11 protein-coding genes are annotated in these 13,908 nt (G+C 43.9%); 5 read left to right on the forward strand and 6 right to left on the reverse strand.

What is annotated here, in order from left to right; genetic code table 11:
- Positions 1 to 63: 63 nt before the first annotated feature.
- Both FNC98_RS14090 and FNC98_RS14095 read right to left on the reverse strand, forming a co-directional pair.
- Entirely contained in the window at positions 64 to 3,279 is a 3,216-nt protein-coding gene (locus FNC98_RS14090) for an efflux RND transporter permease subunit (protein ID WP_144034942.1), read from the reverse strand.
- Positions 3,279 to 4,469, reverse strand: coding sequence for an efflux RND transporter periplasmic adaptor subunit (locus tag FNC98_RS14095; protein WP_313904106.1), 1,191 nt, complete (start codon positions 4,467 to 4,469; stop codon positions 3,279 to 3,281). The genes FNC98_RS14090 and FNC98_RS14095 overlap by 1 nt, the downstream gene beginning before the upstream one ends.
- Before the next feature lie 602 nt (positions 4,470 to 5,071).
- Between FNC98_RS14095 and FNC98_RS14100 the strand changes: the two genes are divergently transcribed.
- From FNC98_RS14100 to FNC98_RS14110, 3 genes are all read left to right on the forward strand, one after another.
- The gene (locus FNC98_RS14100) at positions 5,072 to 5,566 is read left to right on the forward strand and encodes a TerB family tellurite resistance protein (RefSeq protein ID WP_144034943.1); all 495 of its coding nucleotides are present in this window, start codon (positions 5,072 to 5,074) and stop codon (positions 5,564 to 5,566) included.
- A gap of 99 nt (positions 5,567 to 5,665) precedes the next feature.
- Positions 5,666 to 6,511, forward strand: a complete 846-nt coding sequence (locus tag FNC98_RS14105) for a S1 RNA-binding domain-containing protein (protein ID WP_144034944.1) — start codon at positions 5,666 to 5,668, stop codon at positions 6,509 to 6,511.
- Positions 6,512 to 6,681: 170 nt separating this feature from the next.
- Positions 6,682 to 7,092, forward strand: coding sequence for a hypothetical protein (locus FNC98_RS14110; RefSeq protein WP_144034945.1), 411 nt, complete (start codon positions 6,682 to 6,684; stop codon positions 7,090 to 7,092).
- Positions 7,093 to 7,112: 20 nt separating this feature from the next.
- On the opposite strand, the gene FNC98_RS14115 is transcribed toward FNC98_RS14110, so the two are convergent.
- The 3 genes from FNC98_RS14115 to FNC98_RS14125 all read right to left on the reverse strand — a co-directional run bounded on the left by FNC98_RS14115 (position 7,113) and on the right by FNC98_RS14125 (position 10,799).
- Positions 7,113 to 7,709: a hypothetical protein gene (locus FNC98_RS14115; RefSeq protein ID WP_144034946.1), complete on the reverse strand. Its 597-nt coding sequence runs from the start codon at positions 7,707 to 7,709 to the stop codon at positions 7,113 to 7,115.
- 150 nt (positions 7,710 to 7,859) lie between these two features.
- Entirely contained in the window at positions 7,860 to 10,352 is a 2,493-nt protein-coding gene (locus tag FNC98_RS14120) for a TonB-dependent receptor (RefSeq protein WP_144034947.1), read from the reverse strand.
- Between the two features lie 132 nt (positions 10,353 to 10,484).
- Positions 10,485 to 10,799, reverse strand: a complete 315-nt coding sequence (locus FNC98_RS14125) for a hypothetical protein (protein ID WP_144034948.1) — start codon at positions 10,797 to 10,799, stop codon at positions 10,485 to 10,487.
- A 215-nt stretch (positions 10,800 to 11,014) separates the two neighbouring features.
- On the opposite strand from FNC98_RS14125, the gene FNC98_RS14130 reads away from it, so the two are divergent.
- Together FNC98_RS14130 and FNC98_RS14135 are read left to right on the forward strand one after the other, a co-directional pair.
- Positions 11,015 to 11,857 (forward strand): crotonase/enoyl-CoA hydratase family protein, encoded by an 843-nt coding sequence (locus FNC98_RS14130; protein WP_144034949.1) that lies wholly within the window; start codon positions 11,015 to 11,017, stop codon positions 11,855 to 11,857.
- Between the two features lie 103 nt (positions 11,858 to 11,960).
- A complete protein-coding gene (locus tag FNC98_RS14135) occupies positions 11,961 to 12,287 on the forward strand; it encodes a hypothetical protein (protein WP_221932895.1) in 327 nt (108 codons plus the stop codon).
- 539 nt (positions 12,288 to 12,826) lie between these two features.
- On the opposite strand, the gene FNC98_RS14140 is transcribed toward FNC98_RS14135, so the two are convergent.
- A complete protein-coding gene (locus FNC98_RS14140) occupies positions 12,827 to 13,906 on the reverse strand; it encodes a succinylglutamate desuccinylase/aspartoacylase family protein (protein ID WP_144035580.1) in 1,080 nt (359 codons plus the stop codon).
- Between the last annotated feature and the right edge of the window lie 2 nt (positions 13,907 to 13,908).

The raw sequence follows: 13,908 nt of genomic DNA on the forward strand, positions 1-13,908 counted from the left end.
GATATCCGTCTCTGGCTTTTCAATTTTTAAAGCAAGCAGTACCTAAAAGGTACTGCTTTGCCTTTACTGCCAGTCCTTTGCACTAGGTTCGTAATTGCTCGAGCCTGTCTCGGAAACGGCTTCCCGCTCAGGTTCAACCGCATCAGCTGATTTCCCATCTTCGCCTTTAAACCAGGCAATCATACCTTTGAACAAGCGACCAATATCTTCAAATACGATATAAAGGCATGGGATAAGTATCAGGGTAACCACGGTAGCAAACAGTACACCGTAAGCCAGAGAGATGGCCATAGGCACAACCATTTTCGCCTGCATACTGGTTTCGAGCATAATTGGCACCAGACCAATAAACGTCGTTAACGAGGTCAATAGAATCGCCCTGAAACGCTTACAACCGGCTTCCACCACCGCTTTCGCGGCGCTAAATCCTGCGGCTCGTGCCTTATTCACATAATCAATCATCACCAAAGAATCGTTAACAACAACCCCTGCAGCGGCAATCAGGCCGAAGAAAGAGAAGGTGCTCAAATCCAGGCCGTGAATCATATGACCAATCACAGCACCAATGAAACCAAAAGGGATCACTGACATGATGATAATTGGCTGACTGTATGAGCGCAAAGGAATGGCCAACAAACTAAATATAATCAATAGAGTAATGCCGGTGTCTCGCATCAAGGATCTGCGACTGTCAATTTCCTCTTGAATCTGACCACCAAGTTCGCTTTTTAAACCTGGGTATCTTTTGCGTAATTCAGGAATAAAGTTTTCACGTATATCCTTGGCGATTTGAAATGGTTCAGCCTGAAATGAATCTACTTTCGCCCAAACATTAATGGTTCGGTTACCATTCTCGCGACGAATTTGATTAACCCCATCGACAATGCGTATATCGGCGATTTCCGACAATGGCACTTCTGCCCCATTAGGCGCTTTAATCATTACATCATCGACATGACCAATGGAACTGCGTTGCTCTAACGGGTAACGCACCATGACTTTAATTTCTTCACCGTTACGCAAAATACGTTGCGCTTCCAGACCATAAAAACTGTAGCCAACCTGCTGCGCCACATCGGCTAGCGTTAATCCCAGAGAATACGCTAACGGTTTTAAGTCAAATTGCACTTCTTTCGCGCTGTCCATACGTGAATCATTGACATCACTGACGCCCACTAACGTGTTTAACTTATCTTTAAGTGCTTTGGAGGCTCCGAGCAATTGCTGATCGTCCTGAGATTCAAGTCTGAAGCTAATATCACCGTCGTCCATATCCGAGCCAAACAAGGTGTCCTGAATGTCGAGCTCTTTCACCCCAGGGATCACTGGCAAGTTCGCACGCCAGCGTTCAGCAACTTCAAACGTTGTCAACGGTCGCTCTTCAGGTCTGACTAATTTAACTGTGATCCCCGCCCGAGTTCTGTCTCTTAAATAAACCAGCATCACATCAATCATTTTAGAGCCATATTCCTGCTCTAACTGACGATCGACTTCCAGTAACGACTGTTCGATTGCTCGAGCAGCATTCAACGTGGCTTGTTCTGATGCATCAAGATTCATTTCAAGATTCACTCGTGGAAAATCATGAGGAATTTTCGGCATCCCCGTAGAGCGAACAAGACCACCATTAAATAACCCGACACAAACCATAATGAAGGCGATAAACAAACAAACCAAGGCATATCGATATTCCACGGTTTTCACCAACATAGGTCGGTAAATATTGGTAATAAAGCTCTTCAATCCCGTATCAATTTTCAATCGTATTACGTCAAATGGATTGCGAGGATTATGGACTTTGGTTTTCATTGACGCTAAATGCGACGGCAAAATGAGTTTCGATTCGATTAACGAGAAGATCAAACAGAGCACGACAACCATACCAATGGCTTGTCCCCAGGCGGCTTGCGGACCATCGGCAATAACAAAGGGCATAAAGGCAGCAATCGTTGTTAAAACACCAAAGGTTGCCGGCATCGCCACCCGTTTAACGCCACGGATCACGCTCTCAATACTATTGCCACTTTTTTCAACTTCACTGTGAGCACTTTCCCCCATCACTATGGCATCATCGACGACAATCCCTAACACCATAATAAACGCAAACAAACTGGTTAAACTGATGGTGACATTAATGAATGACATTGGCATGAACAGCAGTGTGCCCAAAAAGCAAACCGGTAAGCCCATCATCACCCAAAATGCCAAGCGAATGCGTAAAAACAAAGCCAGCATGATGAATACCAATATGGCACCACTGGCCAGGTTGGAGATCATCATATCAAGACGCTCTTCCAGATATTCCGTCAGATCCACCCAACTTTCCAGGTTAACACCTGCAGGCAAGGTTTTTTGCTTCGCGGCGATATAATTATTAACCACATCCGCGATATCCGTAATCGATTGGTCATGCGCGGCTTTCACTTCAAACGACACCGCGTTTTTACCGTTGAACCTGGAATATTGAATGCCTTGTTCAAAACCATCGATTACCGTTGCAATGTCACCCAATAAGATCTTAGAACCATCTTCAAGCGTGATCAGCGGTAAGCTTTCAAATTCCTGTCCAACATAAGCCTGATTTTCAACTCGCAAGTTGATGTAACCATTCTCAGCACGGATCTGACCCGCAGACATATTACGCGACCAGTTGCGAACCGCATTAGCAACATCAGAAAAGCTCAGGTTGTAAGCTCGAAGTTTGTCTTTAGAAACTTCGATGGCAATTTCATAATTTAAACCACTGTTAAATTCAGTAATGTTAACTAAAGGTAATTGCCGGATTTCATCATGAATTTTACGGCCTAACTCCTTTAATTGAACCTGAGTTAAATCCCCATATAAGCTTATATTGAGAACTTCCTGTTCCATTTTTATCCGTTCGACTGTTGGCCGTTCCATGCCAGCAGGGAAAGTGGAAATAGAGTCTATCTGCGACTTAACTTCTTCAAGTACAACCTGGGCATCATAACTATCGTCTACCCGAAACCAACCATTGGATAAGTTACGGCCAGAATACGTAATTGTTCTTTCCAGCCCTGGCACAGATTCAAGCGCCTCTTCGACTTTAATGGTGATCCCTTCTTCCACTTCTTGTGGCGCAGCGCCTGGATACACAGCCTGATAACGTAACCAATTTATTTCAATTTGCGGGAATATTTGTTTGCGGATGGTGCCCATGGTAAGCAGACCACCGATGATGATCACCGCCATTAATAGATTCGCCGCAACCGGGTTACGTGCAAACCAGGCAATTAAACCGTTTTTGGTATCATCCATTAGTTAGCTCCCAAAGCGACTTGAGTTTCACTATCATCAGTTTCGCTCTCTAGTGGCTGGGAAGGTTCATCGGATAATAAGGCTAACTTCATGCCCGGAAGCGGGTAATCCATCGCCGACGTAATTATGCGATCGCCATTGTGTAGGCCTTGATTGACAACAACTGATTTTCCTTGTTGACGCATAATTTTGATAGCACGATATTCGAGCTCATCATTATTGTTCATTATCGCGATTTTTTTATCCTGTACCAGGTGGCGCGGTATGATTGCCGCATCACTAATTTTAATGCCTTCAATGGTGGCATTAAGATACGTGCCAAATTTGAGCGGTGTCTTGTCTTCCTTTAAGCCATAAGGGTCGTTCACCTCGACGACCAAATACGACATACGAGACTGATTATCGATAACACCTTCTGAACGAACTATCGTGCCTTGCCAGCTTGAGTCTTTCCCAACTTGATCTGACATCAAATTTACTGTGCTACCAACGCCCTGTTCATTGAGAAAACGTAATTGGTTGTTAGCCACAGGAAGCCGTATCTCACCGGTATCTACCGACATGATGGTCCCCATTGGGTTACCCATACCAACAACTGCACCAAGCCCAACCGTACGATCAGAAATCAAGGCATGATAAGGGGCAATAATCTTCGTGCGATCAAGATTACGACGAGCACGTTTAACCGCAGCTTCCGCGGCTTTTACTCGTGCCATCTCCTGAGCCAACTGAGGTTTACGTAAGCTCAATTCTGTAGGCGAAGTATCTTTAATACGCTGCCATTCGCGCTCGGCAACTTTACCCTGTGCTTTTTCCAGCTCCAGAGCCGCCTGCGCTGAGGCTAAGTTAGCTTCTGCATCCACTAATGCGGCTTCGTAGTCACTTGGGTCGATTTGCGCCAGTAACTGGCCTTTTTCAACAAATCCACCGCGCACGAAAGTATCGGATAGTTCAACTATCTGGCCACTCACCTGAGCGATAAGCTGGGTTTCATATTTAGGCAACATGACGCCATATGAAGAAACATCTAAAGACAGAGAGCCAAGTGTCACATCCTTGACGGCGACAATAGGAACCACCTCTTCCTGTGGTTTCTCTTCCGGTGGCTCACGCATACTGGAAAGCCCCATCAATGAGCCAACCCCAGCGACAATGATCACAATTGGAAGCATAATTCTTTTGATTTTCACGATAAAACCTCGGTATTCGGGCAATTTTCTGCGCACTATGTTACTTATTTGTAGTCAAATGTAACCGACAATTGTGTAAACACTTGTAACAAGTCATTACAGTTTGTGTGGAAATTAGGTAACAAGCTGGTTTTAAAGGGAAAACAATAAACAATTAAATTGTATTAAGATTTCATATTGAACGTTAAAATTCGCTCAATTTTGGAAAAAAGCCGATTAAAATCGTTTATCAGCCAAGTTCGATAAATTTCTCAATCAAACTCATGATAATCCCAATATCTTTCAATTGCCCCCGAGGAAATTGATTTCCTGTTCCGGTAATACCAATCCCACTAAGTTTGTGCACAACTCAGAGTTAGGGCCGAGGTTCATTTGCAACATAGATTTTATTGATATAGTCATTCTATATTGATGAAATATAGGGCAGTAAATGGGCCTCTCACTAACTCCCTACGGGTGAGTTTTATAGGCGTTTATCCCGCGTTACTGATTTTGGCTAATTTTGAGTTAATGGAATAACCATTCTCTGCAATCAAAGCCTTGTCTAAAAGCCTTTAAATTCTCACTGAGTGAGCAATAATTTAATGGGATTGGTATAAAAAGTGCTAGATTTAACTTATTCGGATCTATTTTGCGCAATATGGGGAATCATGCTTACTCGGGTACGTGTATTTTTAAAAAGTCTTAATCAGGACAGTGTCGTTAATCAGGTACTTTCTCTGGAAGTCGCGACAGCAGTACTGCTGTTCGAAGTCATCCGTGCCGATGAAGAGTATACCGATGAAGAAAAGAAATACTGCCAGAAAATGCTAATGGCACAATTTGGCCTGGGGCGTGATGAAGTTGATGCCATTCTTGCCGCTGCAGAAGATGAAGCTTTTCACGCCACTGACTACTATCGCTATACCAGTTTGGTGAACAAACATTTTACCCTGGGGCAACGCATCGAAATTGTCGAAAAGCTTTGGCAACTGGCCTACAGTGACGGCAAATTGGATGCCATTGAAGAACATACTATTCGCAAAATTGCCGATTTATTGCATTTAAACCATCAGGAATACATTCAAACTAAGCTTACAGTGCAAAATGCTAGCTAGGTGCTAGCAATGTTTTTATGGTTCTTTGGTAGGCACGCTGTGTTATGGCTGCTAAAATGTGCGCCTTTAAACCTATCCTATATCCTCTGAGTACTAAACATGGCTGAAGTCGGCAAAATTAACACCCTGAGAATCATTAAACTCACTGAAATTGGCGCCTATCTCGACGGCGCTGAAACCGGGGAGATCCTGTTACCGACTCGCTACCTTACTGAATCTGCACAAGAAGGTCAGGATTTACAGGTATTTATTTATTACGACTCTAAAGACCGTTTAGTGGCAACCACAGAAATGCCTAAGGCCCAGCTTGAAGACTTTGCCTATTTAAAAGTGGTTCAGGTTAACAAGATGGGGGCGTTTCTCGATTGGGGATTACCAAAAGATTTGCTGGTTCCTTACAACCAGCAAAAAACTCGCATGGTTGTCGGTAAATCTTATCTGGTGAAAATCTATCGCGATCATTACACTGACCGCATTGCCGCTTCCAGTAAGCTGGATAAATTTCTCGATATCTGGCCCGCGCAATATGAAATCGGTGAACAAGTTGATTTGATCATTGCCACCAAAACCGATCTCGGTTTTAAAGCGATAGTCAACAACCGGCATTGGGGTTTGTTGTACGACAATGAAGTCTTTCAGCATTTACGCACGGGTCAGAAAATTAAAGGCTACATTAAAAACGTGCGAAGCGACGGCGCTATCGATTTGATTTTAACCCGCGGTGGTATCGCCAAAGTCAATGATTTCGCCCCGGCATTAATCGCGTATTTAAAAGCGCACAAAGGCTACTGCAACCTTCATGACAAAAGCAGTCCTGAAGAGATTAAACGGGCATTTGGTGTCAGTAAAAAAACGTTTAAATCGACCTTAGGAAACTTACTCAAACATAAAAAAGTAGAGTTACTCGAACAAGGATTTCGCCTAACCGATAAAGGCAATAAGTAAGGATATAACCGGCACCAAGGCCTTGCTATTTTCAAGGCCTTATTTGAGACATTAGGCCCGATATTGGCGCCAACATTTACCCCCCATCAATAGAGTTTGTGCTTAAGTCAGACATACACAAATCGCTCTTCTATACTAAAAAGACCTAATAACATTAATCAGGTCCAGACATGAAAAAACTTATTCTTGGTTTCAGTGTGTTACTGCTCAGTGCCGGTTGTCAGTCAACCGCTGATCAGACTCGTGAAAAAATGCGTTCCAAGGGCTACAGTAATAGCTACGCTGATGGGTTTGCCGACGGTTGTGAAAGCGGCAAGCAAGCAGGTGGCAGCTACTTCGACGAATTTCAAAAAGACATCAATCGATTCAATGCAGAGCAGGAATATGCGCAAGGTTGGTCTGACGCGTTTCGCCAATGTGAATTAAAAGAAGAAGCTGAATTGCGTCAACAACGGATGGCGATTGAATGGCAAAATATGGAAGACAGCCACAAAGACAATATTGAACATGAAGCTCTAAAAGGGCTGGAAAACGTGGATACCAGTGAGCTGAAAAGCCTCGAGAAAAATGATCCCAATTAACCCCCCTTTTGTTTAAACCGTTAGCTTGTGCTCCGCACGTTTAATACCTTAACGTATTTAACTCCTATAATTATATTTAGTAGATAAACTACGATGACTAATGGCATTACGTAGTAGACATCTTCGAAAGTGAGCAACCTGAAAAAGACTCCGATCATAACCAGGCTTAGGATTGATGTCGTGATAAAACCGACATATTTCAGCCATCCCGAATATTGGCTAACAATCAGACCAATTCCAAGCACCCACAGTAAATTAGCGACGCTAAATATCCACAGAGCTATCTGAAAAAGCGTATTATACCCTTCCTGAGTTCTCGCTTCGGGATACCCGGCCAGCATCACCCCATACATAACAATATAAATGACATGAGCAATTGCTACTAAGTACCAAGAACTATTCTCTTTTGCAAAATGAAAAGACGACCAGGCTAAGGCAATTGCTGCTGTGAGCTCAAATCTCCAAATAGTCGCAACGAAATTCCAGTTTGACATCAATGCTTCCAATCGAATATCCCAATCTAGGGAGGTTGCATTTGCTTCTTCATAAGGGATTAACATCAAGACCACCATCAAAATTGATCCGAGTATAAAAGTGTAGCCAGCTGCCTTATCCATTTTAATTCTTCCCTAAGCATTAGTGTGGTTAATAAATACCTTAGCCTCTTCAATTAGTTATCGCAATTCAATATAGAGATACTCAATTTCTTTATAACTATAAAACAACAAAGGCACCCAGAGGTGCCTTTGAAAAGAGAGGTTTAGAGGTTAAAAGCGCGCTCTTACCCCTAATGTGATACCACGGCCAGGGAGTGGTGCAATGTCTTTTAAGAAGGATGAATGCACTCGAGCTTCGGTATCAAACACATTGTCGACCTTCAAAAACAGCACCGTATCATCACCAATACCATCTAAGTAATAGTTTGCATGCAAATCTACCATGGTATAACTATCGGTTTCGGTCTCAAGTGAGGCAAGCTGATCCTGCTCAAAATAATGGGTTACGTTCACACCGGTTTCAAAATTGCTCGCCTGATATTGTAAACCACCACCGATACGCATTGGAGGAATACGGGGCAGATTACCACCATCAGCAAGCTTGGCGCGAATATAGTCGGTAAAGACGTTCACTTTTAACGGTTCACTGACCTGATAAACCATTTCCGCTTCGAAACCATACATATCCACGTCGTCCTGACGGTATACAAAGATAGGCAGGCCTTCTTCGTCATGGTCGTGCTCTTCCATTTCCGCTTCTGCGTGCTCTTCTGATTCATGTTCCTCATGCTCTTCGTGGCCATGGTCATGAATACCACTATCTTCAAACAGCAAGCCTGTATCCTGTTGATAATAGAAATCTTCAGAATGGTTGTAAAATACGCTTGCAACAAAACCGAAATCGCCCGAGAACTTGCGCCAGGTTAAGTCAAGATTGTAAGAGGTTTCAACATTTACATCCTGATCGGACAATTCAATATGATAGCCGTCAGCTTCTTCGTGTAATTCATAAAGCGCACCTAACTCAAAGCTGTTGGTGCCGATGTGTGGGCCGTTAGAAAATAGCTCTGCGGCTGAAGGTGCACGTTGTGAAAATGCAAATGAAAGGCCCAGGTTATAACCTGGCTGGTAATCCCATACCAAGCCAACCGAAGCACTAATCGGCATGAAATCTTGCTTGGCAAGTTCAAACTCCTCGTGCTCTTCATGCTCAGAGAGCCCTTCCATCTCATGCTCGTGTTCGACATGCTCGTCATGGCCGTGGACAGGCTCAAGCGTTACATGTTCAATACGAGCTCCCAACTGCAATAAAACATCACCAAAGTGTTTTTCTTCTAACCAGGCAAATGCCAGAGTGTCGGTTTTTGATGGTGGTGTGAATGCTTCTGCACCCAATGCCTCAAAATCTGATTGCTTATAATGCAACGTCCAGGCACCTTTAAAACCGTTGTACTCCCGGTGATATAAATCGACTTTAGCTTCCCAAAGTTGGTTTTTAAAAGTTGTACCGACTTCACCGTCCTCTATTTCCTGATGCTGATAATCCGTGTAAGAGACTTTTGAAGCAACACGGTTAAGGAAATTATCGTCAAAACGAAGGTCACTTAGCATCTGGAAGCGATCCTGAGTTAAATCACCAAATACCGATTCCTCTTCGTGCTCTTCATGACCTGCTTCCATGCCCACCTCTTCTTCATGCTCTGCATGTTCTTCGTGACCATGGGAATGCCCCGGGATGCCATAGATGCGGTCGGTACGACCGTATGAAAAGCCAACAAAACCATTATCGAGAAGATAGCTTGCACCTAAAGTGAAACCTTTGGCATCGTTGGAGCTATTTGTAAGACGACCACTTTCTTCATGTTCTTCATGACCTTCTTCAGCGTGTTCTTCATGCTCGTCATGTTCAAGCTCTGCCGGACCCGGAATTTTATAGTCATTTGCTTCACGCCAGAAACCATCGAAGTGAATCGCAAAAGAATCAGTACCAGTGTTGATATCAATCGTCGCTAAATCTTCGTCGGCAACCGTATTGTGCTGCAAAGAGAAACCGACGCTCTGTTCTAACTGAGTTGGAACACGCTGATCTACTACGTTGACAACACCGCCGATAGCACCACTGCCATAAAATAAGGTCGCTGGGCCTCGTAACACTTCTATTTGCGTAGCGGTTGTTGTTTCTGTTGAAACAATATGGTCAGGTCCAACACGTGATGCATCGCCTGCATCGAGACCGTTTTGGGTAATCAATACTCTTGGACCATCGAGACCACGAATGATTGGGCTACTGGAAACCGGTCCAAAGTATGTAGAGTGAACACCCACCTCATATTTCAGAGTTTCACCCAAAGTAGACGCCTGCTTTAGTCGCAATTCGTCAGCACTCAACACGTTAACAGGTAAAGCTGACTCGATAGTTGATGTGTGTAATGGTGTCGCATAAACATCTACAACATCCATTACAGAAGGAGTCAAAGTAACGACAACATTGCCAACGTCACTATCGCCAACATTAATGCTTTGATTTTTATGGACAAAATATGGAGCTTCCACATGCAACTCTGCGGCACCGTCGGCTACATCATTGAGACTGAACATCCCATTAGCGTCGGTAACAACGCGGTTTTGTCGAATACTGACTTCCGCATTTGCAATACCATTGCCCGTGCTATCTACAACTTTACCTGAAATTGTTGCAGCCCATGCCGGAGTAGCAACTGACAAGGCCAACGCTGTGGCCGTATATAAGCGATTTAAACGCATAATAAATCCTGAAATAGAAAAATGAGGTCTTAGGTATCGTCAGCGATCATCGACTGCAGAAAACCTGCAGCAATTAGCACAATTAACTTTTATTGTTTGAGACAAAATTATGACGAACCCGATTAACGATAATCAGGATTGAGCTGGGGGACCCCGACAGGTACCAGTACGGCAAATAGCAGAATTGTAGAAGGTTTGATGCACAGCAATCAGTTGTGGCGTTATCGCGGTGCCCGTTTGCTCGAGGCGCGGATTGCCAGGCTCGTCATCGTCCATCGCGAACTGCCAGCATATATGACAGTGCATGTGATTAGACTGAGCATCATGGCTGGCCTGATGCTGGGTAATAAACAATAAAGCAAATAAAAACAAACCAATAAGCACATAGCCCTTACCCTTATGAGTAGAGGCTTGTAAATTGAATTTTTGCGTTATTATCGCAGTCACGTTTATCTCGTTTTGATAGCTGGCACTTGATTTATCGCCCCTTTGAGGCACCTAGAAAACAGCTTAATACATATTCGTGTTACATTATCACACTTATTTGCGGTTAATAACAAGCCCAAGCCAGATATTTGCTAAAGTTTTCCTGCCTATACTCATCGGTCCAGTCGTGATAGGTTTATTTTAATTACGAAATACTTCCAGTTAGCAGGTTAATTATGAGCGCAACGGAAAATATAGACCAAATCAAAAGTAATCTTAGATCGCCGGTAGATCTAACCATTAAAGATGATATTGCCTATGTCACCCTCAATCGTCCGGAAAAGTTGAATGCCCTGGATTTAGCGACGTTTAAATCATTGGCAGGTATTGCTCGAACGTTGCGAAAAGATCGCTTCATTCGTGGTGTTATCCTGCAAGGTGTTGGTCAGGACTTTTGCAGTGGCCTTGATGTGAAGTCGATGATGAAAGACAAAAGCGCGATGGTGACTCTGCTTAAAAAACTATTACCCGGTTCTTCGAATCTCGCCCAACAGGTCAGCAGTAATTGGCGAAAAGTGCCGGTACCGGTAATTGCCGTTATCCAAGGCCGTTGTTGGGGCGGTGGTTTGCAAATTGCACTCGGCGCCGATTTTCGCTTTGTTACCCCGGACGCCACTCTGGCAGTGATGGAAAGCAAATGGGGATTGATCCCTGATATGGCCGGCAATATGGTGCTTCGAGAAATCCTTCCAAAAGATCAGGCCTTACGCCTGGCGCTAACCGCGGATCCAATTTCTGCCGATGAAGCGATGAAGATGAACCTGGTTACGCAAGTATCTGAAGATCCTTTGCAGGATGCAGAAGTGTTGCTCGCTGAGCTAAAAGCCAAGTCTCCGGATGCGTTGGGGGCGATAAAACGTCTTTATACCCGCAACTGGCAAAGCCCTGACAGGAAAATGCTGATGATGGAAACCTGGTATCAAATTAAAATTATCTTAGGTGAAAATCAGCGCCGCGCGGTAAAACAGCAACTGGATCCTGAAAATGCTAAGCCATACTTTCCCAGAGGCCGCTGGTAACCTACGAAAAATCATTCCTTCACTTGGCATCTAATTCACTGTAAAAGCCTGTGTTTTCTAACTGCTATAGTTAGATGTACGTTAAACAGACGGGCTTTTAATTGTGACCCAAGCGAATGCATCAGCTCCTGATTTTCATCATAAAAACCCTACCCATAAAGAAACCCTGTTAAAGTTTCTGGCGCTTGTTGCCCTCTTAGTCGGGTATTTCATTTACATGAGTATGAAATACGATGCTTCCACCGGATTTGGCCTGGCAATTTTAAGCTGGAGTTTTTTCGTATTATGTACCCCAGTCGCCGATGGTGGCTTCATTCTTGCCTTTCCGATACGGTTATTAAAATGGCAACCACTCAGGTGGTCATATGGTTTGTGGCAATCGCCATTAATCTTTACTTTTTATCGTTTAATGCCAAAACCTACGAGCTGACCTTTTTAACCAACCTGCTCAAGCAAATCCTGACCCAGCCTTACCCGTACTGGAGTATATAAATAATCAGTGCGATGGGAACATTCCTGTCGATTTACTTTGGTGATGAAATGATGGATGTTATACCAATCCCATTAAGTTTGTGCACAACTCAGAGTTAGGGCCGAGGTTCATTTACAACATAGATTTTATTGATATAGTCATTCTATATTAATGAAATATAGGGCAGTAAATGGGCCTCTCACTAACTCCCTACGGGTGAGTTTTAAAGGCATTTATCCTACGTTACTGATTTTGACAATGGAATAACCATTCTCTGCAATCAAAGCCTTGTCTAAAAGCCTTTAAATTCTCACTGAGTGAGCAATAATTTAATGGGATTGGTATTACCCATCATCACCAGCGAGAAAAACATCACCAACACGGTATAAAATACCGCATCATTTTAATTCTTGGACTCGGCGTCCTGACGGTTTTCGCTTACTACCAACTGCTCAGCACGTTAAACATCCAGATGCCTGAGAGTTAGGTTCAGGAATTTATAGTTCGAAGTAGTTGCTAAACAGCTTATAAAGTTCGGTGCCCTGATTTACGCTTGCCGAAGCAAAGTGCAAAATCGGGATCACGGTTTGATCCAGTGTTAGGTAATGTAAAGGATCGGAATCTGCTTCACTATAATTGTCCATTCTTAAGATACGCGCCAGCGGCTGACCTGCGGGAAGTGGCTCGCCAAATTCTGCCAGATAATCCACCATGCCGCCCATCGGTGAGTAAAACACCTTGTAGTCTTTAAGCATGCACCCGTAGCGCACCATGGCGTCTGGAGCAAAACCATTCGCAGCAATTGCACCTTTGGCCTGTAAATAGCCCAGAATACTTTTCGCATCCACCAAGGCTTCATCTAAGTCGATCAGCTCCTGTGAGCCAAGCTCAACAGTAAAGCTTTCTTTATTGAAATCCAGCTTTCGACCAATCGCCTGATAGGCTTGGGTTAAATCCCACCACGGGCAAAACGTCGCTTCATCAAGGGCGCCGGCAAAATCATTGGGGATTAATATGGTGTGTGGAATATTAAAATAACTGGCGCTATTTTTTGCGTATTCCGGGCAATATAAATGTTTCGAAGAGATAGGACCGGTATGCAGGTCGAGAACTAAATCCGCCTGCAATGCCATGCGTTGCAGTTGATAAGCAATTCTTCGTCCGGTTGTTAACCCAAAAATATTGTGGTCTAACTGCTCATCAATGTCATCTAGCATCCAGCGCCGAAATTCGCTTCGAATAGTATCGACATCGGTATCCGGATATTGCTCTACAAACTGCTTAGCAAGTTCGTCATTGAAGTGATACATCCGATTCCAGTTAACACCGGTAATCGGGTCAAAGCGCCCAAGGGTGTACTCGCCATTTTTATGATTGCAGCCAACCGGGTTGGCATAGGGAACCAGTGTGATGTCACCGAGCAGGGTTTGCTTTTGTAATAGCTCGAGCAGCTGATAAATAACCGCATTTCCCTGAACTTCAGCGCCGTGAATATTGGCTTGGATATAAACACTCGGGCCTGTGCCCCGACCTTTTATCCGATATACAGGAACGGTCAGCTCTACGCCGCTGGCCATTT

This window comes from Thalassotalea sp. PS06, assembly GCF_007197775.1.
Taxonomy (GTDB): domain Bacteria; phylum Pseudomonadota; class Gammaproteobacteria; order Enterobacterales; family Alteromonadaceae; genus Thalassotalea_A.